At 46.0% G+C, this 24114-nt stretch carries 23 protein-coding genes and 3 pseudogenes; 22 read left to right on the forward strand and 4 right to left on the reverse strand.

Features of this window, described 5'->3' with window-relative positions; genetic code table 11:
* Positions 1 to 315 precede the first annotated feature (315 nt).
* The 8 genes and pseudogenes from NSB03_RS09025 to NSB03_RS09060 all read left to right on the forward strand — a co-directional run bounded on the left by NSB03_RS09025 (position 316) and on the right by NSB03_RS09060 (position 7732).
* The gene (locus tag NSB03_RS09025) at positions 316 to 777 is read left to right on the forward strand and encodes a hypothetical protein (RefSeq protein WP_024986805.1); all 462 of its coding nucleotides are present in this window, start codon (positions 316 to 318) and stop codon (positions 775 to 777) included.
* Positions 778 to 801: 24 nt separating this feature from the next.
* Positions 802 to 1176, forward strand: a complete 375-nt coding sequence (locus NSB03_RS09030) for a hypothetical protein (protein WP_024986806.1) — start codon at positions 802 to 804, stop codon at positions 1174 to 1176.
* Positions 1177 to 1465: 289 nt separating this feature from the next.
* Positions 1466 to 1924 (forward strand): hypothetical protein, encoded by a 459-nt coding sequence (locus NSB03_RS09035; RefSeq protein ID WP_024986808.1) that lies wholly within the window; start codon positions 1466 to 1468, stop codon positions 1922 to 1924.
* A 43-nt stretch (positions 1925 to 1967) separates the two neighbouring features.
* Positions 1968 to 2486: a hypothetical protein gene (locus NSB03_RS09040; RefSeq protein WP_024986809.1), complete on the forward strand. Its 519-nt coding sequence runs from the start codon at positions 1968 to 1970 to the stop codon at positions 2484 to 2486.
* Between the two features lie 21 nt (positions 2487 to 2507).
* On the forward strand, positions 2508 to 3626 hold the full coding sequence (locus NSB03_RS09045; protein ID WP_024986810.1) for an Imm5 family immunity protein: 1119 nt from the start codon (positions 2508 to 2510) through the stop codon (positions 3624 to 3626).
* A 377-nt stretch (positions 3627 to 4003) separates the two neighbouring features.
* Positions 4004 to 5964 (forward strand): annotated as a pseudogene (locus NSB03_RS09050) (rhomboid family intramembrane serine protease).
* A gap of 207 nt (positions 5965 to 6171) precedes the next feature.
* Positions 6172 to 7011: a helix-turn-helix transcriptional regulator gene (locus NSB03_RS09055; protein WP_036651041.1), complete on the forward strand. Its 840-nt coding sequence runs from the start codon at positions 6172 to 6174 to the stop codon at positions 7009 to 7011.
* Between the two features lie 106 nt (positions 7012 to 7117).
* A complete protein-coding gene (locus NSB03_RS09060) occupies positions 7118 to 7732 on the forward strand; it encodes an RteC domain-containing protein (protein WP_036617874.1) in 615 nt (204 codons plus the stop codon).
* 58 nt (positions 7733 to 7790) lie between these two features.
* On the opposite strand, the gene mobC is transcribed toward NSB03_RS09060, so the two are convergent.
* From mobC to NSB03_RS09080, 4 genes are all read right to left on the reverse strand, one after another.
* Positions 7791 to 9803, reverse strand: a complete 2013-nt coding sequence (mobC, locus tag NSB03_RS09065) for a conjugal transfer protein MobC (RefSeq protein ID WP_168166623.1) — start codon at positions 9801 to 9803, stop codon at positions 7791 to 7793.
* A gap of 46 nt (positions 9804 to 9849) precedes the next feature.
* A complete protein-coding gene (gene mobB, locus NSB03_RS09070) occupies positions 9850 to 11076 on the reverse strand; it encodes a conjugal transfer protein MobB (RefSeq protein ID WP_024986812.1) in 1227 nt (408 codons plus the stop codon).
* The gene (mobA, locus tag NSB03_RS09075) at positions 11051 to 11497 is read right to left on the reverse strand and encodes a conjugal transfer protein MobA (RefSeq protein ID WP_024986813.1); all 447 of its coding nucleotides are present in this window, start codon (positions 11495 to 11497) and stop codon (positions 11051 to 11053) included. Before mobA ends, mobB begins: the two co-directional genes overlap by 26 nt.
* A 507-nt stretch (positions 11498 to 12004) precedes the next feature.
* The gene (locus NSB03_RS09080) at positions 12005 to 12178 is read right to left on the reverse strand and encodes a hypothetical protein (protein WP_154398040.1); all 174 of its coding nucleotides are present in this window, start codon (positions 12176 to 12178) and stop codon (positions 12005 to 12007) included.
* An 82-nt stretch (positions 12179 to 12260) separates the two neighbouring features.
* Here NSB03_RS09080 and NSB03_RS09085 point away from each other — a divergent pair, with 82 nt between their 5' ends.
* The 14 genes and pseudogenes from NSB03_RS09085 to traM all read left to right on the forward strand — a co-directional run bounded on the left by NSB03_RS09085 (position 12261) and on the right by traM (position 24093).
* Positions 12261 to 13019: a ParA family protein gene (locus NSB03_RS09085; protein WP_024986815.1), complete on the forward strand. Its 759-nt coding sequence runs from the start codon at positions 12261 to 12263 to the stop codon at positions 13017 to 13019.
* Positions 13020 to 13022: 3 nt separating this feature from the next.
* Positions 13023 to 13385 (forward strand): DUF3408 domain-containing protein, encoded by a 363-nt coding sequence (locus NSB03_RS09090; protein ID WP_024986816.1) that lies wholly within the window; start codon positions 13023 to 13025, stop codon positions 13383 to 13385.
* Between the two features lie 12 nt (positions 13386 to 13397).
* Positions 13398 to 14120: a conjugal transfer protein gene (locus NSB03_RS09095; RefSeq protein ID WP_257466343.1), complete on the forward strand. Its 723-nt coding sequence runs from the start codon at positions 13398 to 13400 to the stop codon at positions 14118 to 14120.
* A 148-nt stretch (positions 14121 to 14268) separates the two neighbouring features.
* A complete protein-coding gene (locus NSB03_RS09100; protein ID WP_024986817.1) occupies positions 14269 to 14568 on the forward strand; it encodes a DUF4134 domain-containing protein in 300 nt (99 codons plus the stop codon).
* Positions 14569 to 14599: 31 nt separating this feature from the next.
* On the forward strand, positions 14600 to 14935 hold the full coding sequence (locus tag NSB03_RS09105; protein WP_024986818.1) for a DUF4133 domain-containing protein: 336 nt from the start codon (positions 14600 to 14602) through the stop codon (positions 14933 to 14935).
* Positions 14920 to 16941 (forward strand): annotated as a pseudogene (locus NSB03_RS09110) (TraG family conjugative transposon ATPase); the annotation flags it as partial. The gene NSB03_RS09105 and the pseudogene NSB03_RS09110, both read left to right, overlap by 16 nt.
* 629 nt (positions 16942 to 17570) lie before the next feature.
* Positions 17571 to 19226 (forward strand): group II intron reverse transcriptase/maturase, encoded by a 1656-nt coding sequence (gene ltrA, locus NSB03_RS09115; RefSeq protein ID WP_257466344.1) that lies wholly within the window; start codon positions 17571 to 17573, stop codon positions 19224 to 19226.
* Between the two features lie 113 nt (positions 19227 to 19339).
* Positions 19340 to 19846, forward strand: a pseudogene (locus NSB03_RS09120) (TraG family conjugative transposon ATPase); the annotation flags it as partial.
* Positions 19836 to 20108, forward strand: a complete 273-nt coding sequence (locus NSB03_RS09125; RefSeq protein WP_024986820.1) for a DUF3876 domain-containing protein — start codon at positions 19836 to 19838, stop codon at positions 20106 to 20108. The pseudogene NSB03_RS09120 and the gene NSB03_RS09125, both read left to right, overlap by 11 nt.
* 80 nt (positions 20109 to 20188) lie before the next feature.
* Entirely contained in the window at positions 20189 to 20818 is a 630-nt protein-coding gene (locus NSB03_RS09130; RefSeq protein ID WP_024986821.1) for a DUF4141 domain-containing protein, read from the forward strand.
* A gap of 1 nt (position 20819) precedes the next feature.
* Positions 20820 to 21827: a conjugative transposon protein TraJ gene (traJ, locus tag NSB03_RS09135; RefSeq protein WP_024986822.1), complete on the forward strand. Its 1008-nt coding sequence runs from the start codon at positions 20820 to 20822 to the stop codon at positions 21825 to 21827.
* A gap of 23 nt (positions 21828 to 21850) precedes the next feature.
* The gene (traK, locus tag NSB03_RS09140; protein WP_024986823.1) at positions 21851 to 22474 is read left to right on the forward strand and encodes a conjugative transposon protein TraK; all 624 of its coding nucleotides are present in this window, start codon (positions 21851 to 21853) and stop codon (positions 22472 to 22474) included.
* Between the two features lie 16 nt (positions 22475 to 22490).
* Complete coding sequence (locus tag NSB03_RS09145; RefSeq protein WP_024986824.1) at positions 22491 to 22817, forward strand: TraL conjugative transposon family protein; 327 nt, start codon at positions 22491 to 22493, stop codon at positions 22815 to 22817.
* Positions 22765 to 24093, forward strand: coding sequence for a conjugative transposon protein TraM (gene traM / locus NSB03_RS09150; RefSeq protein WP_024986825.1), 1329 nt, complete (start codon positions 22765 to 22767; stop codon positions 24091 to 24093). Before NSB03_RS09145 ends, traM begins: the two co-directional genes overlap by 53 nt.
* Positions 24094 to 24114: the final 21 nt, after the last annotated feature.

A 24114-nucleotide genomic window follows, 5' to 3' on the forward strand; every position in this document is an offset into this window, starting at 1 on the left:
CTCATTCTTTTTGACTGGAGATTTCTTTTTTTCATATATGTCCAAACTAACAATACTTATTGTATGGATAATCGGTTTTATACTTCCTTGGATTGTTGTGTACATATATTATAATAAGAAAAGGACTCTTGTATTATTTGAGAAATTTCAAGACAATATTTATAATGCCAAATATTCAGACAAGGCGGTATTAAGTATCAGGTATATTGTACTTACTGTCGGTCTTCTTTTAATGCTCTTTCTTAGTCAGTTTCAATGATTGTGAGCAAGTTATGAAGTATCAATAATTTAGTCTTGATTGAAACATTCGTAAATATGAGAAATAGAAAAGAAACAATAAGCCGCTTCGAGCGGAATCATTTGATAAGAGAGGGAAAAAAATATAGGTATTATTTCTTTGATTATCTGTATTATCGATTGTATGTGGTATATCGAAAATATAACGAACCAGCACGTTTCAGTGCTTGCGGTGTACTTTGCATGGTTTCTGTAATTGTATTGTTCTTTTTCAGTATCTTCTTTGCCAGTGTACTACCTGACTATTGGATTTTTACGAGGAAGAACTTTACCCCTTCTCAGGGAGCAGTTATCGGTGGAGGCGTTTCTGTCTTGTGCTTTGTCATATTCTATTTGCGATATACCCACAAAAGGACTGCTGCCATACTTTTGAAATACAAGGGCAACAGCTGGAACAAGCTAATTCCGGTATGGATGATACTATTTTTTCCTTTAATCCTGTTCCTGACAGGGATATGGATAGTGAGAACAATTTTCTAATTAACAACAATATAGAGACACCTTATGATAGATTATTTATATTATCGGTTTTATAGATTGTGGCTTTGTTCCTCTTTGGCAGAGGGAGCCGCATTTATGGCTATGCTTCTGTTCTCGGTTATCCTAAGCACCAATGTGTTAATTGTGTGGGGAATATTAACTCAATACAGTATCGTAGCATATCCTTCTGATGTTCAATATTATATTATTGAGGGTAGTTTAATCGCATGGTTGAGCGGTCGGTTCTTTATCAAGAATAGATATAAAAAGGTTATAGCTAAGTATGATGATGAGAATCCTATGCAACGTAAAGTTGGAATATGGGTACTCGCCATGTATATAGCCATCACCTTGATAGTCTTTTTCATAGAAGCATTATATCGACAAGGAAAAATATAAATATACAATTAATAAACAATGAGTTCGCCCGGTAACTTTTATAATCTTGGAAAAATTGCAGTTTGGCTTTGGTGCAGACTGATTAAAAAGAAAAAGATCAAATACAGTGATATCATATTCCTGTATTCAGGTTGGCTGTTTTGGATTGTCGGCTTGGGAATTGGAGTATTAATAATAGTATGCGGTTACTTTCTGCTTATCCGGCTTGAAAACTAAAGAACAATATAAGTAGCCTTATCACAGCAAAGAGAGTTGGAAAGATTCTGATATAAACATGGAACAATTCATTATGAAGAAAGGAATAAAAAAGACAGATAACTATTTTGAGCAAGTGAAGCAGCGTGCAAACCGAACGAATTACAGGTATTATTTCTTTGATTACCTGTATTTCAAAGGAGAAGTCTGGGGCAAGAAGAAAGGACGGATGTCAGGCTTCATACTCCTGTGTTGGTATTGGTGGTGGATAGTGGTTCTTCCCAGCAACTTTATCCTGATTGACAGTGTACCGCAATGGTCGTCCTTACGTCTTGGCTATTTAGGTGCGATGTTTTTACTTATTTGTGTATTTATTCTTGCACGATACAGGAAAGCTCGTGTACAGGCATTGTTGAACCACTACCGCCGCTCTAAGCATGTCAGCGCAGTACAGGTATATTTTCTGTACCTACTACCCTTTGTACTTTTCTTCTTAGAAACATGGCTGTTCGACGAATGGGGTTGGACGGATTGCGTGAGGTGGAACGAATAATATGTTATTAATGGGCAAACCGTCCCTGCTAAACTATTAAGGTATGAGGAAATTATTGGAAAAATATTACAATATAAATTATTACTGCACTTATAAGTTGCTGTTTTTCATTCATCATAGGATGATAAATCCTCTCTATTGGCTAAGCCTCTCGAAATGGGAAAACAGCTATATAAAACGGTTGATTTCGTTTGATAAGAGACAAGAAGCAGCCGGAATGGATAAAGGTACTGATGTTTATATCAGCATGTTGGCACTTAATACCCCGTGTGTCATCAGTATTTGGATGCTCTGCCTTGTCGGCTTTGCCTGCACCAAGATTTTCAGGGTAAACATTTGGGCTGTCATTTTTGGAAATGAGGTTCTTTTTATTTCATTTCTTATAGTCACCGGGGGGCTCGGATATTATATCAATGAAATATTCTTATTCAAGAAGGACAAATACAGGAAATATTTCACCGAGTTTGAGAAAAAGAAAAGGTATCTGCTCTACTACGGCATCTATGTCGTTTCTACGATTATACAAGTGGCGACTTTTTATCTGTTACTTAATAACGCATGATGGAAAAATAATATATCAAATATGGAACAACGGATTACATCATTAGAAACAATAACTTCTTTGATAAGCAAAGGTTTGGATGAGGTCAATCATTCAAACAAAGGGCATTTATCTTTGCCCACAAGACGTGCGATATTACAAGCTATCAATGAACCACTTGTCATTGGAAGAGTAAGTATCTTATGCGCATTGAAAGTATATCCGATATGGAATGACTTTTTCAGGAATGATACGGAAATAATCGGACTGATAGAAAAAACGGAGAAATATCTGCTTGGACAAACGAGTAAAAAGGATTTGTTGAACGATGCCGACCATTTGGACATGTTTGCTGATGATTACATCGAAGATGATATGACAGCCTCGTTTGCAGCCAAGGTTGCTGTTCATGCAGCCTATGATGCCGGTTCAGATGCAAACAGTATTATCAGTGATTACGATTCCGATGAAGAAGTAGAAGATCCGGATGAATGGGATACGGCTTTCCTTGCAAGTTTAGTATATAATGGCGGTATTGTCGATTTAGATTTTATTGATGACGAGCGTAATAAAGAGTTTTGGAGCTGGTATCTTACCGATTGTATCAAAACTGCTTGTTCAGATGACAGGCTGCCATATCCCGCTTCAACAAGCAAAGTAACACCGTCTGCCAAATACATTCCTTATCGTACACAACTAAATCTTTGGAAAGATGATGAAAAATGCTGTGCTTATGTAAACGGCATCAAGGACGTTTTGGCAAAAATGGTGGCTTATGCCCAGTGGAGTAAATGTGATTTTTACTGTTATACCGTTGAAAGCACATCTTATACTAACATTTACTATTACAGGGGAAACGAGCCAGTTCAGTTTCGTCTTGGTATTAATGTTACAATACACCTTTCAGGAAAAATAGAAAAACTCAAAGACCTGATGTATTCCTTATGCCCGCAAGAGGGGGCTTTCTATCTATGTAAAATAACAATAGACAAAGGCAATAATATGGATATAAGATTTGGTTACGATACGAGATATGAAGAACTGAAAAAGGCATTTAGCGATAGTGATTTTAGCGAAGATTTCAGTAAATATCCACGGGCGGAAAAGTTCATTCCTGATTGGTTGGCGGATATACTGAAAAGGAAAAGAATAAGTTTCTAACCAACTTGGTAGCTTTAAAAGAATATTTTATACATAATAATATTGTAAATATGGCAACAGGATTTAGACCTAAAAGTGAACGAATAATAGAGTTAGCCGGATATTCTTCCGAAGAACTGATGCTTCTTGCTATTGAAGCATCCAAACATCTCGGTTGGCAAGCGGGTAATATAAAAAGTGAAGAAGCTGAATTTTATACATCTGCAAGTTTGAGATCGTGGCAAGAAAAGGTAGTTCTTTCTGTAATAGACGGGAAAGACGGACTGCTTCTCGCTACAAGTGTATGTACATCCATGCAGCTCTTTGACTGGGGGAAGAACAAGCAGAACCTTGACAAACTCATAGCAGCCATGCAACAGGTGCAAAACAGTCACAATATGCCTTCAAATGTATCCAAGGCCGTAGACAACACCGCATGTGCATATACCTTAGAAGAGCAGAATACCGTACTTTCTCATATCCGTCATTTCTATGGTGGTATTAAAGGTATCACCAAAAGCATTGTCTCACCGTCTGGAGTGGAAATTCTCATCATCGAACCAACAAGCAGATTCGACTGCTATACACTGGTCACCTGTGGAGTAGGAGCTTCTGTTATGCCAGTGCCGGATAAGGAAATTCCTTCGAGGTGTGAGTTTTGTATGTGTATGCCTCCAACATGGAATACGGAAGATGTGTGGCCAACTGATTGGCTTCTGCGATGCGCATCATGGCTTCAGCAGGGAAATACATGGATCACGTGTGGACACTCACTATCCGATGGTACACCGTTACATGATGATACCTCCATGACATCCCTCCTGCTCACCGTTCCTGAAGAACGGGATAGCGGGGCGGAAAACTGCCAACTACCCAATGGAGATTCGGTAGCCATTTATCAACTGATTCCCGTATATACAGAAGAAGTGTTATTCAAACAGGTCAATGGTATCATGCCTCTTTTGGATAAGATGAAAGACGTATCATACATTGTTGATACAGACAGAGAAAACACATGTAGAGATTTCTCTGCTTTTGAAGAAAATAAGGATGCTTCTATGAGTATGGACGAAAAAGCGAACGCATCCTTGCGATCGCTTTTGACAATCCGTAAAGGGAATATAGCAACGCCTCTGCTTACCTATATCAATGTCGCCTTATTTGTAATCATGGCAATATGTGGAGTAAGCCTGATAGCCCCTACGGGAATATCCATCATAAAATGGGGCGCAGATTTCGGTCCTCTTACACTTACCGGTGATTGGTGGAGAACCGTTACTTGCAATTTCATCCATATAGGAGTGATTCATATACTTATGAATATGTACGCATTACTGTATATCGGGGTATTTCTGGAACAGCTTATCTTCTGACAGGATTGTTTTCGGCTCTTGCCAGCCTGACCATACATCCAGAAATCATAAGTGCCGGGGCTTCCGGTTCAATATTCGGACTTTATGGCATATTTCTTTCCTATCTGATATTTCATCACAAGATAGAAAAAGGACAACGTAAATCCTTGTTGTACAGTATCGGTTTCTTTGTTTTCTATAACCTTACATCCGGTATAAGGGTGGAAAACATAGACAATGCCGCCCATATTGGCGGACTTATATCCGGAGTCGTATTAGGTATCCTATATCTGCTGACCGACCGATATGCGGTGAAAAAGGCTTCAACCCTTTGTACCTCACTCACAGAAATTTCTTTTGTGTTAATCTTCGCTTTTCTTTTTGTGGGACAGACATCCAACCTGCCAGCAGATTTTGTGGAAATCAGAAAGATGTGGGATAATGGTACACTCGAACAATATGCGCAAAACGCTTTTTTCGAAAGAGATGCCATTGAGGCAGAGCCCAATGCTTCCTTCCAGATTCCACAAAATACAACGGATGTTTCTACTTTTACCGGGAGTGAAACCGATTTAGTCAACGGAATGAAAGAATATGTCAATAGCAGTTGTGGCTTCAGTTGCCAATATCCATCAACTTGGAAAACAATAAAAAAGTCTGATACGAAGCAGATACTTCAACTTCAAGGAGATGGTGTCAATAGTTTAACCGTCAGCTACCTTAAAGCACCTTCAGAAGAAGCGATGGAACATATGCATGATCTGTTGACCAAGTCTATGGAGGAATTTCGAGTAGAAAATATAAATATTCATGGAAAAGTATTTGAAAAGGTTTCGGGGAAGATGGAATGTGCAGTAGCAGGTGGTGGAAACATCTATATAAATCAGAATATTGTTATTCATATGAATAAGAAAACATTGGAAAGTTTTATCATTGCTACTACAACGTCTGATGATAGTTCTGAATCTGAAATTTTGAAAATTGTAGAGTCTATAAAAATAAATTAGACAGCCGTAGCCGTCCATGAATAGATACTTCAAAACACATACTATCTGGTATATTATTCCTTTATAAAGGATAAGGTAAAAATTTAATTCTATTTCCAGACACGGAAATATTTCCGGCGAAAAGCGGAAGTCGTTACCATATCATGGCGGTTATCTTTGTGAAATTTCAGATGGGATACATCATGGATTTATAATAAACACATTATTATGGAAACAAAATTTATCGAACAACTGGTGACAACCGCACCGGAATCACTGAGAGAAATAACCCATACGCTCCGTGTGGATGTGGAGGCGCTGTTAAAGGCGAAAAGTACAAAAAAATTTCTTGTGCTGGAACCTTACTCCCATAACACGGAGCTGTGCCGCCATATCCTGCGGCAGATGGAACAACTGCCCGAACTGCCTTCGGTATCATGCAGGGAGTATCAGCCACTATTGATGCTGCTCTCCCTCTCCAAAGAGGTGGAGATACAGAACGACCTGCTGCACCATTTCGTCGAGCCTTACCGGAAAGCGTACCGCACGCCGGAGATGCTTTATCTATGTGAGGTGCTGTATCGTACCGGTACGCCGCAACCCCTGTACAATATGTGCAACGAGGTGTGTGACTATTTCTTTGTGGAACGGCGCAAACAGATCAGCCGACAGTACACGCCCCTCACCGAGCTGGACTTCCAGTTTGCCGAGAAACGGTTGAAGCCATTGTTTACCGCCGTCTTCCGAATGAAGGTGAACCGCTACAGTTACCGAACGCACAGCGTAGAGGAACTTGCCGGAATGTTCTGCATGAGTGTTTCGACTTTCCGTGAGAGGTTCCGCAAGATTTATCATCGCTCCGCCAACAAGTGGCTCAAAGAGCAACGCATTGAACAGATACGGAGGGACTTGAAGTATTATTACGACCGTCCGCTGATAGAGATAGCCGAGAAGAACGGGTTCGTATCTGCCAACCGTTTCTGGGAGTTCTGCATGGAGCAGATGAAGCAAAGTCCGAGCGAGCTGCATAAAGACTTGTACGATGAATTGTGCAAGGAACGCCGTTAGTTCTATCTGGGCGAATAGCCATCGGTATTTTCGGCGAAAAGCGGAACAAGCATGTCAGGTAAAGCCCCTACATTGAAGCCATTTTCATACTTAAACGAAAAACATTATGAGATTATTCAATGTTACCCCTTATCTCCTATTGCTGGGACAAGAGAACAGCAACGAGGAAACACTCTCGAAAGCTAATACAGAGTTTGTAAAGGAAGTGTACGAGCTGCAACGTGCGGAGAGCGACATCAGTATTGTCCTTTTCCAGCTGCAATACCTGAGTTGCAGGCTGGTCATCCTGCGTGAGCATTACCGCACGACACAGAAGGAACATTTGATCTGCTACTCCTATATTATCGGCACGCTGACCTATCTGGAAGGGATGCAAGCCTACTGCAAGTTCGCCTATGAGATACACCCGGCCGGTTCGGTGAAAACAGCCGCACCGACGGGTGCCCCGCCGGTTATCTGGACTTCGGACGTTATCAACCTGATAGAGTTGCTGTACGCCTGCCATGAACTGAAGCTGTTCAACGACGGCGATGTCACGCTGAAACGTGTAGTGGAACACGTGTGCGGGCTGCTGGGCATAGACGTGAAGAACGCCTCGAGCTACTACGCACGGATACGCAGGCGAAAGGCGGACGAACGAACCTACTTCATTGACCGCCTGCGTGAAGTGCTGCTCAAACGGATGGAAGAAGATGACGAGAAACATTACCGTAGCAGGTAAGTTGATTTCCGAAACAGACAAAATCCCCTGTAAACCATAGTGTTTACAGGGGATTTTGTCATTTATTCAGTTCCAAGAGATGCTTTAGAGCGGGATCGTTGGCGATGCGCTCCAATTCATCGGTCACGATCCGTTTGACATCCTCCTTGATCCGATTGTAGTTCTCCTGTACCATTTCCTTCATGTGATCCATTCCGTCATCATCCACGAAGTTGGTGATAACGGGTATCTTTTGGTATGTCTTTTCTTCTTCGGCAATTTTCTTGGCATCGACAACAATCTCACAATGGAAGATTTTCTGCTCAATCCTCTCTCCGAAGTTGTCGGCAACGGAGCCGACGAACATTCCCTGCGTCAGCCCGCTGATCTTGCTGGGTGGAATAAGACTATCCATCTGGGTGGATATGGAGGTGGAAACGTCCTGCCGGTTGATAGAGATAGAGTGGCGTTTCTGGAGTATCTTGCCGAACCTTTCGCTGAGGGTTTTGGCTGTTTCCCCCACGACCTGCCCCGAAAAGAGGTTACCCACCGTGTTGATAATCACCTTCGCCTCCTTGTCGGTATAGTCACGGATAAGCTGGCTGAAATCCTGAAAGCCGAGTAGTACGGCGACCTTGTTACTGCGTGCGGTGGCTATCAGGTTGTCCAGCCCCTTGATGAAAATGGTGGGTAGTTCATCAATGATAATGGAGCTTTTCAGCTTACCTTTCTTATTGACAATCTTCACTATACGACTGTTGTACAGACCGAGCGCAGCACCGTAGATTGCCTGCCGGTCGGGATTGTTGCCTATGCAGAGGATTTTCGGCTCGTCGGGGTTGTTGATGTCCAAAGAGAACTCGTCGGCGGACATCACCCAATAGAGTGTCGGTGAGATCATGCGGGACAAGGGTATCTTTGCACTGGCGATCTGACCCATGAGCTGGTCAGCAGCTCCCGCCAACCACGCATCGAGAAAGGGACTGAGGTAGTTCTCCAATTCGGGATAAGAGGACATGATGGGGAAAATCTGCTCGTAAGGCTTGTTGAGGAACTCGACGGCATGGGGGAAGGTGCAATACCTGCCGTCCTTGTACACCCGCAAGAACCAGATGATGGCGGCAAAGAGAATGGTGGGTGACTCGACAAAGAAATCACCCTGTTTCGCCGCCCACGACCGGTTGAGGTTGAGCATGATGCTGTACGAACTCTCGTAAGCATCGGAGATGTCGGTCATGAACTTCGGGTTGAGTGGGTTGCAGCGGTGGCTGCGTGAGGGATCGTCGAAGTTGATGACATAGAACTTCGGCGGCACTTTGTACCCCTCCAAATGGCTGATCAGGTGATTGTAAGCAATGGTAGAGAGGTCGGGAAACTTGAAGTCGTAGATATAGGCGGCATAGCCTTTCTCTATCTGCTGCTTGATATAGGAATTTACCACTGCAAAAGACTTTCCCGAACCGGGCGTTCCCAATACGATGGAGGCACGGAAGGGGTTCACGACATTGATCCAGCCGTCATTCCATTTCTTGTTATAATAGAACCGTGTCGGCAGATTTACAGAGTATTCATTTTCAATCAAACGGGTTTCTTGCATGAAACTTTCGTTCTCGTTATTGAATACATCGTCCATGAGATTCTGTTTGAGCAGACGGGAGATCCATACACCGGCAGCGAGCAGGCAGAGGTAACCGACAGTAAGAGTGAATATATAAAAGGCGGTGCGTGCCATTAACGGTATGGGCAGTCCGAGCAACCACCAGTTGAAAAAGAAGAGGACGAAACCTGCGAAAAGGGCTGTCCAGACATGCTCCCATTTGATTTTTTCCTCCTTTACGCCTTTCGTCCCCAGACACGAGAGAGCAAGGAAGGTAACGGAGAAGAGTTTTGTCCAAAGGATGGAGCCGAACAATCCGGTCGTGCGCTGGAAGTTCAGCAGAATCCTGTCCACCACTCCGATATTGACGTTCCACTCCCGGATGGAGGGATAGCAGAACCAATAGATATTGACCACTACGAATAATACGCTGAGGGCACGCATAAAGTCCATGACTTTTGCCAGTCCCCGAAGATCATCTTCTTGTGACATAATGCTGAATTTTTAAAAGTTATCGAATAAATGATTCTGTAATACGGGGTCAGTCCTGACGACCGTAACGATGCCGGCGTTTCTTCTTGTCGGGTTTCAGGAGCTTGGGATGCCGGGGTACATAATTCAGTTCCGGCTCCATGCCGGAAAGCAACCCTCCCAGAATTTTCTCCCCGTTTTCGAGATCCACAACAGGAGGAACGGGTGGCTGAAGTGGCGGCATGAGATTTTGTGGCTGTTCCTGAAAGCGTTCGTTGAGCATATTTGCTGAAAACTCCTTACCCAGACGTGAGCCGTTGAGCACGGTTCGGCTGCGATGATCTATAAAGGTAACACCGTAAATCCTGCCGGTTTCGTTGCGGCGGAGAACCAAGTCTATCTGTTCTTTTGCCAAGCGGTCACGAAAATCCCGTTCGTCTACGGACCGACGCAGAGCGTCAGCCACTAACGGTCGAATCCGTTCACGGCACGGATCGGACTTGGCTTTTGCGGTGGCTTCCCGCATCTTCTTGTCCAGTTGCTCCGCTCCTGTCATTTTGCCCAGTCGGGAGGACTTGATGGGAGTGGCTACCGTTTCGCCGTTGTTGTCCAGAGCGGTATAGAGTATCCCATGATAGGTACGTCCGCCCATTTCTCCCTTCACTTCTTCCATACCTATATTATACAGGGAAAGCAAGGCACGGAACTCGCCCATTGTGTGGAAGCTGTAAAGTTTGAGCAGGGGTTTGACCGTGCGGGCTATCTGTCTTTTGATGTCCCCTTTGGCCGCATCTACCGGCTTCAGCTGCCACTCTTCACCTTTCTTTTGACCTTCCGCCGGATGAAGGCCGTATTTCTGTTCCAGAAATTCGGTAATCTCTTTGCTACGGCGATGCTCGAACTTGTCAGAAACTTTCCTGCCTTCACTATCGACACGCAGGGAAACGATGTGGATATGGTGCCGGTCGATGTCCTCGTGCTTGAAAACAAGATAGGGCTGGTTACCATAACCGAGCCGTTGCATGTATTCCCTACCGATTTCCGCCAGTTGCTCGTCAGTCAGTATATCGTCGGGATGCGGATTGAGGGAGATATGTATGACCGGCTTCTCGGTACGGTAATGGCTCGGCATCCATTCGAGAAGCTGCCGCATGGATTCATCCGGGCGAAAACACCCGTCTTCGGGATAGCGAAGGAGATGCGTGGAGAGGATTTTCGCTCCGCCTTCATCGACCTTGTTCTGGTTGTAGGCCAATGCGCCGTATAGATTCTTACCCACACTGATCTTGGCTACCATGTGAGGCGAGTTTTTGGGAAAGTTCGACAATCCGGCGGTTCAACTCCACGAGTTCAAGGGTGAGCTTTTCAAGTCTGTAGAGCAGTGCCAACGCTTTCTTTTCGGTGAAATGGATGTGTAACTCCTTGACGGCTTGGTTGTAATTTACTCCTATGGCACGGAACTGCTGGAACAGTTCCGTGAGCTTGGCTACATACTCCATTGTGGCACGGTCTGTTCGGATCACCCTGAACTCTTCGTTAAAGATCCGTGCGGCGATGAACTTGGATTTGGACAACAGGCCGGACTGCTCAAACATGGTGAGAAACCGTGCATGACCGGCTTCGTCCAGATTGACGGTTTCACGGTGGACGGCCGGGTTCGACTTGGGTAATCTGCCCCCTTTCCCCCGTGTGTGGGGATGCTTTTTCTCGTTGTTCATATATACATTTTTTATGTGGTACAATTCCACCCGGATGGAATTGCCGCCGTTAGCTTCCCTCCCACAATTTGCGACTTCGGAGCAAATTGCAGCCCCCTGCAAGGGCAAGCGTTTTTTGCTGCAAAACGGAGTGGTGCTGCAAAAAACACAGCTTGCTATGTTCTGGTGAACATAAATCTTTCCTCTTCGGAGAGGAAAGAACGCTTTCGGGGAAAGCGGGGATTAACGACCGGCGGGAAGCAAACGACCCATTCCCCGGTTGGATGGCGCAAAGTTATATGGTTGTATAATTTGTTGTATATCAGCGATATTAGCCAAATTGCGCCAAATGATAGCCACTTGTACACATGGGGTGGAACAAAGGGGAAACGGGCAGTCAATGATGGCGAGATGACCGATTGACTAACTGAACGACCAATCGGTCAGGTAACCAATCAGACGGTTAGCTATTGCAACGTTGGTGTGGCTGACCAGCCAACCAAGCGGATAACCTTTTGTTCGGACAGTTTATTTATTGTTCGGCTGTTTTCTTGGCTGGTTATCCGATAGGCAATACAATCCAGTAATATCATGTGTGGTCGGACAAGTATCCGATTGGCTAATCAGACGGATAATCCTTCGGTCGGTTAGCTGTTCATCCAGCCATTCTATGTCAGGAGCCGGCCACTCGAACCTCGCCATTTCCCAACTATGAATTTTCCCTCTTTTTCCTTCTTTATTTGCGGCGTAGATTCAAAAGTATCACTTGTAAACAAACTGCATCATGAAAAAAGAAACACTCTTTATCGCCTTTTCCACTCAAAAGGGCGGAGCAGGAAAAACAACGCTGACCGTGCTGGTGGCAAGTTACTTGCACTATGTGAAAGGAATGAATGTGGCGGTAGTGGATTGCGACTACCCGCAACACAGTATTGCCGAGATGAGAAAACGTGACCTGAAAACGGTCATAGAGGACGAACATTATAAACTGATGGCGTACAAGCAACTGCAACGGATACGGAAGAAAGCCTATCCGATAGCGGAGAGTACGGCCGAGGACGCTATCACGAAAGCGGACGAACTGTTGGAAAAGATGCCGGAAACGGACATCGTGTTCTTCGACCTGCCGGGTACGGTAAACAGCACGGGCGTGCTGAACACGCTGGCGAACATGGACTATATCTTTTCCCCCATTGCTGCCGACAGGGTGGTGATGGAAAGTACACTCCGCTTTGCGAGCCGGCTGAATGATACGCTGATCGCTACGGGCAAGACGAATATCAAAGGGTTGTACCTGCTGTGGAACATGGTGGACGGTCGGGAGAAATCGGAACTGTACACGGTGTATGAAGAAGTGATCGGCGAGCTGGGATTGAAAGTGCTGAATACCTTCTTGCCGGACAGCAAACGGTTCCGCCGTGAGTTGACGGGAGAACATAAGGCATTGTTCCGTTCCACGCTGTTCCCTGCGGACAGTACGCTGGTCAAAGGCAGTAACCTGAAAGAGATTACGGAAGAATTGTTGTCCATTATCAAAAAGTAGGCTATGGGAAACGAACGGAAAAAAATAAACCTGACGGACATTGACGAGAACTCCATAGTCGCCTCGTTCAAAGAAGAACGACCGGCAGACAGACAGGTGCAAGTGGCCGGAAATAAAAGACAGGCCGATGAAGAGAACGGATATGTCCGTCTGTTCATCCATGAGTCACCGGTCTGCGCACGGCTTGGCAAGACCATCTACTTGCGTAAAGAGTTCCACGAACGGATTCAGAAGATTGTCCAGACAATCGGGAACAACGAGATGTCCATATTCAGCTATGTGGACAATGTGCTGGAACAGCACTTTGCCACCTACCAAGACGAGATCACGAAGGAATATAAAAAACGAAGTACCGAACTGTTTTAACCCCCAGAAACCATGTCAGCAACCTTATTCTTACTTATCGGCGGCTATCTGCTGTGGATAGTCGCCTACCTCTGTTACGAGCGGAACAACCGAAAGAAGAGAGCGGAAAAAGCCGAGCAGATTCTTACCCGAATGGCGGTGGACGTAAGTGATATTTTAGGCAAAAGTACATTTTCTCTTAGCCACTCCACGCCACAAATACCCGGAAAAAATGAAAATGAAAAACCTGTAAATGAAGCCGATACTTTTGCATCGGAGAAGGAAAAGTACCCGAAAATAGTTTCCGCCGAGGAACTGGACAAATTGTTTGTCGAAGGGGATTCGATGCCGGAAGAACTGGAATTGATGGAAGATATGGATGTCCCTTTGGAGTTCCGGGAAGAACCGACTGATGATGATCCTCCGATAGACGATGACGAGCAGGACAAACGCCTGCCGGGATGCACACCGCAAGCTACGGGCATCCGCTTCGAGGACATGGGACTGGCGGTGCGTGTAGCGGTCAGTGGTGAAGCAGCCAGTGAAGAGGAAAGGCTTCAGGCCGGAAAGACGCTGGCAGAGCTTCGTAACACCCCGATGTTCGACCAACTGATCTCCGGTGATGCAGAACGTGAGGAACGGATCGGCTCGCTGATAGAGTTACACCTTACGGCATACCGCAGACGGAGCTGCCCGGACAGCGAATCGGCGACAGAAACCATACCGGATACTTTTTCCCTCAGTGATATTGTCTAACGAATAAAGTAAAATGTACATGAAGGAAAGAGATTACGGATAGCCCACCTATTTATTTCCCACGAGAAACCCCCAAACAAATTTAATTAACAACAGGACACGGCGGGTTCTTTTACCGTCGTGCTCCACATTCAAATCCAATTATTTTATGAATACGAAAAGACTTGTATTCGTGGCGGTTATACTGATCGCTACAGGCTCGCTCTATGCGCAAGGGAATGGTTCAGCCGGTATCACAGAAGCGACCAAGATGGTCACGAGCTATTTCGATCCGGGTACGAAATTGTGTTATGCCATCGGAGCCGTGATTGGCTTGGTCGGAGGGATTAAAGTGTACAATAAGTTTAGCTCCGGCGATCCGGATGTGAGCAAGGTGGCATCCTCTTGGTTCGGTGCGTGCATCTTTTTGATTGTCGCCGCCACTATCCTGCGTTCGTTCTTCCTCTAAGGGATAGATTCACCTATATATAATAATGTATATGGATTATGAACTGAACAAGGGGATCGGCGAGAGTGCGGAGTTCAAGGGACTCAAGGCGCAATACCTTTTCATTTTTGCCGGCGGGCTGCTGGCCCTGTTCGTGCTGTTTGTCATTCTCTATATGGCCGGAATCGGTCAATGGCTCTGCATAGCTTTCGGTGTAACGTCCGCTTCCGTATTGGTCTGGCTGACATTTTACTTGAACGGCAAGTTCGGAGAACATGGGCTGATGAAGCTGTTGGCCAAGAAACAGCACCCCCGCTACCTGATCAACCGAATCAGTCCCCGAAAGTTATTCACGATTAAAAAGAAGAATGTATGCGGAACACACTAAAAGCTGCCACATTGGAAAGCAAGTTTCCGCTTCTCGCTGTCGAAGCGGACTGTATCATTTCCAAAGATGCGGACATCACCGCCGTCTTTGAGGTGGAACTACCCGAACTCTTCACGGTGACGGCGGCAGAGTATGAGGCTATCCATGCGGCATGGGCAAAGGCCATCAAGGTACTGCCCAATTATACAGTGGTACATAAGCAGGATTGGTTTATCCGGGAGGATTACCGCAGCCAGACAGACAAGGAGAATTTAAGTTTCCTTTCCCGAAGTTACGAGCTGCACTTCAATGAGCGACCTTTCCTGAACCATAAATGCTATCTGTACCTGACCAAGACAACGAAAGAGCGCATGAGGATGCAGAGCAATTTCTCTTCGCTGTGCAGAGGATTCATCATCCCCAAAGAGGTGGACAAAGATACTACCGCCTATTTTCTGGATACGGTGGGGCAATTCGCCCGGATCGTAAACGATACGGGACTGGTGCGTCTAAGACGGCTTGGCGGTGATGAGATTACCGGTACGGAGGATAAGGCCGGACTGGTGGAGAAATATTTCTGTCTGTCAATGGCAGATACCACTACGCTGGAAGACATTGAACTCGGAGATGACGGCCTGCGTGTCGGTGACAAGCACGTTTCGGTGCATACGCTCTCGGAACTGGATGCGTTACCCAACAAAGTGGGTACGGACTGCCGGTATGAGCGATTATCAACGGACAAAAGCGACTGCAAGCTGTCATTCGCCAGTCCGGTAGGTCTGCTGCTCTCGTGCAATCATCTATACAACCAGTATGTTTTTCTGGATGACAGCGGCGAGAACCTGCAACGTTTTGAGAAGAGCGCACGCAACATGCAGTCGCTCTCGAAGTACTCACGGAGCAACCAGATTAATAAAGAGTGGATTGACCTGTACCTGAATGACGCACATTCGTTCGGGCTTACCTCGGTACGTGCCCACTGCAACATTATCGCATGGACGGATAACCCGATGGAGGTGAAGAACATGCGCAATGACGTGGGTAGTCAGATCGCCATGATGGAATGCAAGCCACGCCATAACACGGTGGACGCCGCCACACTGTATTGGGCGGCGATGCCGGGAAACGGTGCGGACTTCCCGGCGGAGGAGAGTTTCTACACGTTCATCGAACAGGCTCTCTGTTTCTGGGTGGAAGAAACGAACTACCGCAGCTCAGTTTCACCTTTCGGGCTGAAGATGTCAGACCGCATCAGCGGGAAACCGCTGCACGTGGACATTTCCGACCTGCCGATGAAACGTGGCGTAACTACCAACCGAAACAAATTCGTATTAGGTGGTTCGGGAAGCGGCAAATCATTCTTTATGAATCATTTGGCAAGGCAGTATTATGAACAGGGCACACACGTGGTATTGATCGACACGGGAAACAGTTACCAAGGGCTTTGCTCGCTGATACACCAAAAGACTGGGGGCAAGGATGGTATCTACTTTACTTATACGGACGAAAACCCGATAGCGTTCAATCCTTTTTTCACGGATGATAAAGTTTTCGATATAGAGAAACGTGAGAGTATCAAGACATTGATCCTCACACTCTGGAAAAAGGACAATGAACCGGCGACACGTTCGGAAGAAGTGGCATTATCCAATGCGGTGGCTCTGTATATCAGGCGTATCAAGGAGGATGAAAGTATTATTCCCTCGTTCAACACCTTTTACGAGTTCGTAAAAACGGACTACCGAAAGATTCTGGAAGAGAAGCAGGTACGGGAAAAGGATTTCGACCTTGCGGGTTTCCTGAATGTATTGGAGCCTTATTACCGTGGCGGAGAATATGATTTTCTGCTTAACTCCGATAAGCAGCTTGACTTGCTCGGCAAGCGGTTTATTGTATTCGAAATCGATCAAATTAAAGATCACCCCATTCTTTTCCCGGTGACGACTATCATTATCATGGAGTTGTTTATCAACAAGATGCGCCGTTTGAAGGGAGTGCGCAAGATGATCATCATAGAGGAAGCGTGGCTGTGACATGTAAGTCTTGTATATGATTGTTCAACTTTCATTCCACGAGTTGGAAATCGAACGATTGAACCTGTTGTTCCGTCAACAGTAGCCTATGGGAACGTGCGGTATTAAGCAATGAACCCGTGCGGTAACAGAACCAACAATGAAGCCCTTCCGAAAGGAGAAGTCTGAACCGTGAGGGGATGACAACTGCCGTTAGTATCGAACGACAGGGGAGCTAGGCTGAATGGTATGAATAATGTAATGTGAACCGTTGATAAACGTCGTAACTTCGAATGAGCCGCTAATGATACTGGGCTCTAACCCAAAAGGGATGCAGTCGGTTAACCTTCTCCATGCTAAGGTTACACGGACATAACGACTGCCGGCGGATAGACGGATTCTAACCCATTCGTTTGTCATATACAAGAAACATGGTAAACCCGTACTTCTCCTGTGTAACAGCAGGTAAGCAGACCGTAAGTGAAGCCGAATGGAGTGCGGGCAGAGGAATGCGGAGAAAGCGAATGCCGTTCTGTAATGGGACGGATAGAGGTTGAAACATCACCTCACACGAAAGTGGGCAGACTTCCGCATGGTGGATGTTTTACAAGAAACTTATAGAACTTATTAAAGGAGAAAAGCAAATGAACGAAATTAAAACATCGTGTGCATCTACTGACCGTAAATGGAGCACTTGGGAAATCATAGACTGGAACAAGTGTGAGATAGCGGTTAATAAGCTACAAGCACGTATTGTAAAAGCTCAAAAGGCGGGCAAACACGGCAGGGTGAAATCCTTGCAGTGGGTGCTGACGCATTCGTTTTACGCTAAGGCTTTAGCCGTAAAGCGTGTTACATCAAACAGTGGCAGTGACACCGCAGGCGTTGACAAGGTGAAATGGTCAACTCCCAATGCCAGATTCAAGGCTATCGGTGAACTGAAAAGAAGAGGCTACAAGCCCCAGCCGTTAAAAAGGGTCAATATCAAAAAGAGTAACGGGAAACTACGTCCTTTAGGTATCCCGACAATGAAAGATAGGGCTATGCAGGCATTATACCTGCTTGCGTTGGAACCTGTATCGGAAACAACTGCGGACAGTAATTCCTACGGTTTCCGTAAAGAGAGAAGTACCGGAGATGCAAGGGAACAATGTTTTTGTGTCCTTGCAAAGAAAGCTTCTCCCGAATGGATTATGGAGGGTGACATCCAAGGTTGTTTCGACCACATCAGCCACGAATGGCTGCTGAACAATATCCCTATGGATAAAGTGATGCTACGGAAATGGCTCAAATGCGGTTTCGTCTTCAACAAGGAGCTATTCCCCACGGAAGAGGGTACTCCACAGGGCGGTATCATTTCACCAACTCTTGCGAATATGACACTGGACGGACTGCAAACTATGCTTGCAGAGAAGTATCACAAGAAATTTGTAAACAGGAAAACGACCTACTATCCCAAAGTACATCTTGTACGTTATGCGGATGATTTTATCATCACGGGTAGAAGTAAGGAAGCTTTGGAAGAAATCAAACCGTTAGTAGTGGACTTTCTCCAAGAAAGGGGATTAACCCTGTCGGAAGAGAAAACAAAGATTACACACATTGATGACGGATTTGATTTTCTCGGGTACAATATCCGGAAATACAAAGGAGTGCTTCTTATCAAACCGTCCAAAAAGAGCCTGAAGAAATTCATGCAGAAAATCCGGGGAGTCATCGATTCCAATAAAGGAAGCAAACAGGAATCACTTATAAGGCTCTTGAATCCTGTGATAACAGGCTGGGTAAACTACTACAAGAATTGTGTGGCTTCTGACACATTCAGAAAAGCTGACTACCTGATATTTGAAAAGTTATGGCAATGGGCTAAGAGACGACACCCCAAGAAAGGCAAATATTGGATTGCCGACCGATACTTTACACGGGTAAAGAACCGTAACTGGTGCTTCGTGGCAAACTTCAAGAAAGGCAAGACTGATGACAGGATTGCTCTGAAAAGGCTGTATGACACAAAGATTACCCGATATGTCAAGGTAAAAGGTGAAGCAAATCCCTTTGCCCCCGAATGGACAGAGTATTTTGAAAAGCGCAAGACTTACAAGATGCTACAGTCGCTCAACGGCAGAAAATCATTGCTGTACATGTGGGAAAGACAGGACCATTTATGTCCCGTATGTGGTAAACCCATAGACAAGGAACATCCTTGGGGAACTTCCCAACAAATAGTCAACGGCAAGAAAGTAAATAATCTGCTACATGACAGTTGTAGAAGAAAAGTCATTCAAACTAATAAGATGTAACTATGAGCTGGTTTCTATTAAATAGAAATTTAACACTGCTTGAGCCGTATGATTGGAAACTTTCACGTACGGTTCTGAGGGGGGAAAGGGGCAGTAATGCCCCTGACCTACCCGGCAAGGCTATCGCCAAGGAGGGGATGGCGGATTATATCCGCTATCTATTTAAGACTGTCCGCAAATTTTATGGAGAAGCGGTTGTCGTGACGCAAGAAGTCGATGACATCATTTCCTCGCCTATCGTGAAGGAGTCCATTGTGAACAATAGCGATTGCAAGATTTTGCTTGACCAAAGGAAGTATCTTAACAAGTTCTCGCAGATACAGTCCCTGCTCGGTCTGACGGACAAGGAGAAGGCACAAATCCTGTCGGTGAACATGTCCAATGATCCGCAACGCAAATACAAGGAGGTATGGTTCGGATTGGGAGGCGTACAGTCAACGGTGTACGCTACAGAGGTATCGCTTGAGGAATATATGTGCTACACGACTGAAGAGAGCGAGAAGGTGGAAGTGGAACAACTGGCGGAACAGTTGGACGGCAACATCGAGCTGGCTATCAAGAGGCTTGCGGAAAAGAAACGAGCCCAAAGCTCTGAAATACCTAATGCCTATGGAGTATGAGAACTTGTTTCCGCTCTACTGGATATGTGGGGAGTGGAAGAGCAACCGCAAATCACCGCCCGTCACAGTATTCCGTGATGGTGGCGCATACAGGATTGCCCTGATCTACCACCTTGATGCGGTGGTGGTCGGTACAATCCACCGAAGTGGCGGCATCATCTGGGCAGACCTGCTGGGAAGGGTACAGCTCGCTTATGACCGGGAGGAAGACCGTCTGGTGCTGGCTACCGAAGGGATATATATACGCGCGGATGATTCATAAGGAAAAGGGAGAACTTCGGTTCTCCTGTAAAATGGCAGCAACAACTATCTGATTTATTTAACATTAAAATTTTAAAAGACATGAAACGAATAATGGCTGTTTGTCTGGTCGGGCTGCTTTGTTCGACTATGACGGTAAAAGCACAATGGGTAACATTCGATCCCTCGAACCTTGCACAAAGCATCGTGAATACAACCCGTAACGTGTTGCAAACCACGACGACGGCAGAAAATATGGTGAAGAATTTTCAGGAAACTGTCAAGATCTACGAACAGGGAAAGCGTTATTATGACGCTTTGAAAGCGGTTAACAATCTGGTGAAGGATGCCCGCAAGGTACAGCAGACCGTTCTTCTGGTCGGTGAAATATCGGACATCTATGTAAATTCTTTCCAGAAAATGCTGACGGACGAGAACTATACGCCGGACGAGCTTTCGGCAATCGCTTCCGGGTATGCGAAGATGCTGGAAGAGAGTAGCGGTATGCTGAACGAGATGAAGACCGTTGTGACTGCCACCGGTCTTTCCATGACGGATAAAGAACGCATGGACGTGATCGACCGTGTGTATCGTGACGTGAGGAACCAACGTAATCTGGTCAGGTATTACACAAACCGGAACATCGGTATCTCTTACCTGCGTGCAAAAAAGAAGAACGATACCCAAAGGGTGCTGGACTTGTACGGAACGGACAATCAAAGATACTGGTGACATGGCAGGCGAAGAAACTTTCAGCAACCTTCACGAAGTGTTGCGTAACCTTTATGACGAGATGATGCCACTCTGTTCGGACATCACGGGAGTGGCAACCGGAGTGGCTGCGCTGGGTGCGTTGTTTTACGTGGCCTCACGGGTGTGGCAGGCTCTTTCGAGAGCCGAGCCGATTGACATTTACCCGCTTTTCAGACCTTTTTGTTTGGGAGCGTGCATCATGTTCTTTCCTGCATTCGTTCTGGGGACTATCAACGGGATCATGAGTCCGGTGGTTACCGGATGTCACGGTATCATGGAAGGTCAGACGCTGAGCATACGGGAGTATTCCGAGAAGCGGCAGAAGCTGGAATACGAGGCGATGAAAAGGAATCCGGAAACAGCGTATCTGGTCGATAATGAGGAATATGAACGTCAGATCGAGGATCTGGGATGGTCGCCTTCGGATTTGAAAGCAATGGCGGGCATGGCGATGGAACGCATCAAATATCAGGCCAAGCAGAGCATGAGTAATTTCTTCCGAAGTTTTCTGGAACTGCTGTTCCAGTCAGTATCGCTGATACTGGACACGCTAAGAACCTTCTTCCTGATTGTGTTGAGTATTTTGGGACCCCTGTCGTTCGCCATATCTGTGTACGATGGTTTCCACAATACGATGATCCAATGGATTTGCCAGTATGTCAGCATTTATCTATGGTTGCCTATATCCGACTTGTTCAGTTCCGTGTTGGCAAGGATTCAGGTATTGATGATCGAGAAAGACATCGCTGCACTGAGTGATCCTACCTATGTACCCGACGTAAGTAATTCCGCTTATATCATCTTCATGCTGATAGCCATTGTGGGATATTTCACTATTCCGACTGTATCGACATGGGTGATTCAGGCATCGGGCGCCGGAAACTATGGCAAGCAGGTGAACTCTTGGTCGATGAAGGGCGGACGTGCGGCAGCTGCGGTCACGGGTGCTTCTGTCGGTCATGTGGCCGGTAAGCTAAGAGGAAAATAAATCAAAGCAAAATCTTGGAATATATGGAATTTAAAAGTTTGAAAAATATAGAAACGAGCTTCCGGCAAATCCGTACGATGGGTATCGTGTTCGTTTCGCTCTGTGCGCTGGTTACCGGCTATGCGCTTTGGAGTTCCTATCGGTTTGCCGAACGGCAAAGGGAGAAGATCTATGTGCTGGACAATGGGAAGTCCTTGATATTGGCTCTTTCCCAAGACCTTTCACAGAACCGGCCGGTGGAGGCGAAAGAACATATCCGGCGTTTTCATGAACTGTTTTTCACTTTGTCACCCGACAAGGCGGCTATCGAATCGAATATCCGCCGCGCGTTATTCCTGTGCGATGAGAGTGCGTTCCGTTACTATAAGGACTGGGAGGAAAAGGGGTATTATAACCGGATCATTTCCGCAAATATTAACCAAAGCATCCGGGTGGACAGTGTGGCGTGCGACTTCAATCATTATCCATACGTGGTGACGACTTACGCACGGCAGTCGCTCGTCAGGTCAAGTAACATCACGGAACGAAGCCTTGTCACCCGTTGCCGGCTGTTGAACTCGGTCAGGTCGGACAATAATCCGCATGGCTTTACGATGGAACAATTCAATATTTTGGAGAACAGGGATTTGAGAACCATTGAACGATAACTAAAAAAAACGAAGAATGAACCGATTGAAGAAATGGATCAGGTACGTGCCTGACAGGATAGACGACGGACTCCGCTATCTGTGCGGACGGATGTCGCCCGATGTACGGCTCATCTGCGTAGTGGTTATGCTCATCGGCTTCGGCTGTTTGTCGATATACATGACGGTATCTTCAATATACCATATCGGCAAGCGTGAGGGAGAACAATTGCAAATAGAGCATCTCAGGCAGATGGAACTGCATAGGGGAATAAATAAGGATAGTATAAACATTAAAAATCAGGTAGATTATGGAGAACCTAAGAAATCAGGACCGGCAACCGACGAACGCTACAAAGCCTGAAAAGGCGGAAAAGAAGGGGCAAAAAGCGGAAAAGGATAAAAAAGAAGTCAAGCCTCTGACTCCGGAAGAGATACGCAGACGGAAGAAGATGCTCGTGTATCCACTGTTCTTTCTCGTGTTTCTGGGAGCGATGTGGCTGATATTCGCTCCTTCAGACCGTGACGAGCCATTAAGGGAAGGATTTAACGTGGACGTTCCGATGCCGGAGGACAAAGGGTTGTTGTCGGATAAAAAGACCGCCTACGAACAAAGTGACTTTGAAAAGAGGCAAAGGGAAAAAATGAACACGCTTCAGGATCTGGCGGTGTCATTGGAACGGGAAGAGCCGATGACGGATGAAGTATTCCTTACGAAAGAAAACACGAACAATGACGGTTCGTCTATCCGTTCCTCCGCCAATGCCTATCAAGACATCAACCGGCAGTTGGGTAGTTTCTATGAAACACGACCTGAGGGAGATGATCAGAAAACGCTGGAACTGGAATGGCGTATTCAGGAACTGGAGCGTCAAGCGGAGGAAGAGCGCAAGGCGAGGGAAAACGGCGAGGAACAACTTCGGCTGATGGAGAAATCCTATGAGATGGCTGCAAGGTACATGCCGGGCGGTGGTGGCGAAGCCAAACAAGTCACCGTGTCTTCCTCTACGGGTAAAACTCCGGTCTGTCCAGTTACACAGGTAGCGGAACAGGTGGTCAGCCTATTGGCCACACCCCTGTCCGATGAAGAGTTCACCCAACAATACAGCAAGCCCAGAAACATGGGGTTCTACACGGTAGGGACAACCCTAAACCGCACGGAGAAGAATGGTATCCGTGCCTGCGTGTACAAGACGGTAACGGTTGCGGGCAACGATGGTCAGGAGGTGGGACTCCGCTTGTTAGAGCCAGTACAGGCCGGAGAGTTGTATATACCCGCTAACACGATACTGACCGGCACGGCGAAAATCAGCGGTGAGCGTATGGAGATCACTGTTTCTTCGGTTGCTTTTCAAGGAACAATCCTGCCGGTGGAGCTGGACGCTTATGACACGAGAGGCATGAAGGGCATTGAGGTCAGGGGATCGCAAGAGCTTACCGCTGTCAAGGAGATGGCGGCTAACATGGGTTCGACAATGGGAAGCAGCATTAATATTTCCACCAATGCCGGTGCGCAGTTCGCTGCGGACTTAGGCAAAGGAGTGATACAGGGTGCGTCGCAATATCTTTCCACAAAATTCAGAACTGCCAAAGCGACTTTGAAGGCGGACTATGAGCTGTTGCTCGTGTCAAGACAATAAACTATTCAAATCCAATTTATT

The sequence above is a fragment of the Bacteroides acidifaciens genome (assembly GCF_024623065.1).
GTDB classification, from domain to species: Bacteria; Bacteroidota; Bacteroidia; order Bacteroidales; family Bacteroidaceae; genus Bacteroides; species Bacteroides acidifaciens.